General features: G+C 59.7%; 2 protein-coding genes and 1 pseudogene. 1 reads left to right on the forward strand and 2 read right to left on the reverse strand.

Annotated features, from left to right (window positions below; all coding sequences use genetic code 11):
* Together CKW40_RS45260 and CKW40_RS42115 are read right to left on the reverse strand one after the other, a co-directional pair.
* A pseudogene (locus CKW40_RS45260) lies at positions 1-180 on the reverse strand (group II intron reverse transcriptase/maturase); the annotation flags it as partial.
* A 56-nt stretch (positions 181-236) separates the two neighbouring features.
* Positions 237-1463, reverse strand: coding sequence for a recombinase zinc ribbon domain-containing protein (locus tag CKW40_RS42115; protein WP_244571567.1), 1227 nt, complete (start codon positions 1461-1463; stop codon positions 237-239).
* A gap of 71 nt (positions 1464-1534) precedes the next feature.
* On the opposite strand from CKW40_RS42115, the gene CKW40_RS42120 reads away from it, so the two are divergent.
* Entirely contained in the window at positions 1535-2263 is a 729-nt protein-coding gene (locus tag CKW40_RS42120) for an IS6 family transposase (RefSeq protein WP_439331039.1), read from the forward strand.
* The last annotated feature ends 47 nt before the right edge of the window (positions 2264-2310 follow it).

Genomic DNA, 2310 nt, shown 5'->3' on the forward strand with positions numbered 1-2310 from the left:
GCGTCTGGGCCGATAGCCATAGGCACCATCCTCGAAGTCCGCCTCGAATATCGGTTCCAGCACCAGCTTGGCGGCGGTCTGAACCACCCGGTCCCGAATGGTCGGGATGCCGAGCGGACGTTCGCCGTTTTTACAAAACGGCTTTCCGATGGTTGTTTCGCTTGGCCAACCACGAAGGATAAGGTCGCCGTGTCGCTCACCAAGGCGCAGCTTTCGCTGCTTTTCGATCACGCATGTTAATGCCCCTCCTGCTGAGGCTGACAGATTCTGAGATCGAGTTGGGGGATGGCGTGGTCTCGGAGGTTTTTGAGCGCATCGAGCACGTCAGGCGTGTCTTGGAATAGATAGCCTCCGGCCGGCTGAGGGTCGATCAAAAGGCGTTTGTGCCTGATCTGTACATAGAGCCAATTGACCGGGATATTGAGCTTGGCTGCCAGCTCCGGGGCGCTGAGCAAGCTGGATGCGTGGGACCATCGGCTACGATGAGAGGTCATTTTGATTCCGGCGCCGAGACGAACGCGTTGCACGGTGATCGGCAGGACCTTCTCTGCACAGTTGGGCGAGCGGTGTCCTTCGGCGGTGAGGACGGTGGCAATCTCGTCATCAGGCATGCCGGTGCGTGCGAGATCGAGAAGGCGATCTCGCATCTCCACACCTCGCGTAAGCTTGGCGACCGAGTTGACCTTCATCTTCACTTCGAGGTCGGTCACGGCTCCGCCCCGCCACACGATCCTGACCGTGGCGAGGTCGCGTTCGCCGCGATCTAAAAAGACCTTCTCGACAAGGCACCGCAACAACGCCTTGCGTTGAGCATCCGTGGTGTCTTCGTCCGCCCAGATTTGCGGCAGGCGACCGGCAAGAGCGACGACCTTGCCATTGAGGGTTTTGCCGATTGCTATCCTGGAGACGGGTTGGAGAACGGCTTGTTTGGCGAGCGCCTCCTCGGCTTCCCGGGCCTCTCTCAGCGCTGCTTCCCACCGACGCTCGAGCTCATCGGCGACGAGACGATTGTCAGGATCGACCCGGTTGAACTGACGCTCGGCCAGCGCAGCCGCGTACCGTTTCCGCTCGAGCTGGCGCTCCGCGCCGGTGCGCAACGCCGCGTTCATCTGTTGCTGGGCTCGGTGCGCCCTGGACAGTGCGTCAAGCTCAGCAGGCGCCAGCGCCGTCAGAAACGCATCTGCTACAGCCGCATCCACCCAGGGTGCACGGATGTGCTGGCAGGTCGGCAATCCTTCGTGGGTGCGCAGATGGTTGCAGACGTACTCGCCGCCACCCTTGTAACGAACGTACATCTTGTGGCCGCATCGTGCGCACCAGGCGATCCCGTGAAGCAGAAGTTCGCCGTCGCGCGGGGCCCCTCTGGTCTTGATGCGCATATATTCGGCTCGGTTGTCTCTTACGATGCTCCGGATTTTTTCATAAGTCGACCAGTCGATGTAGGAGGGATAACGGTCCTTCACGACGAACCGCCATTCCTCCATTGGCCGTGGGGGGTAGCGTCGCCTTAACATTTTCGGCGGACTTTACGGGCATGAGCCCGCACCCGCCCACCGATATTATGACGCTCCGATACAAGCGTCATCGTTTTCCTGCCGAGATCATAGCGCATGCGGTGTGGCTCTACTTCCGATTTCCACTGAGCCTGCGTCATGTGGAAGATCTTCTGGCCGAGCGCGGCATCGAAGTCTCGTTCCAGACTGTCGCGGAATGGGCTGCCAAGTTCGGCCGCGCATATGCCCGCTCCATCCGGCGGCGGTCCAGGGGTAGTTTTGCCGACAAGTGGCATCTCGACGAAATGGTCGTTGCTATCAAGGGCAAGAAATTCTGGCTGTGGCGGGCCGTCGATGCCGATGGCTATGTTCTCGATGCTCTGATCCAGAGCCGCCGGAACAAGAAGGCGGCCTTGAAGCTGATGCGAAAGCTGCTGAAAGGGCAAGGCATCACGCCGCGCGTCATGATCACCGACAAACTCAGATCCTACGATGCGGCCAAAAGGGAAATCATGCCAGGTGTCGAGCATCGATCGCATAAGGGGCTGAATAACCGAGCGGAGAATTCTCATCTGGCAGTTCGACGGCGAGAACGAGGTATGATCCGGTTCAAGTCGGCACGACAATGTCAGCGCTTCGTTTCCATCCATGGCCCGATCGGCAACCTCTTCAATCTTCACCGGAAACATCTGATAGCCGCCGATCACCGCGACATTCGAGCCGCCGCTATGGCGGTCTGGAGGCAAATCGCTTTGTCGACAGCCGCGTGAAGAGGCAACATCGGGGGGCATCCCGTGCCCAACCCAAGTTAAGGCGA

It is taken from the genome of Mesorhizobium carmichaelinearum, assembly GCF_900199455.1.
GTDB lineage: Bacteria > Pseudomonadota > Alphaproteobacteria > Rhizobiales > Rhizobiaceae > Mesorhizobium > Mesorhizobium carmichaelinearum.

Bases quoted from the DNA above. Each gene is read 5' to 3' on its own strand.
- CKW40_RS42120 (WP_439331039.1), top strand. From the start codon at position 1,535: ATGAGCCCGCACCCGCCCACCGATATTATGACGCTCCGATACAAGCGT.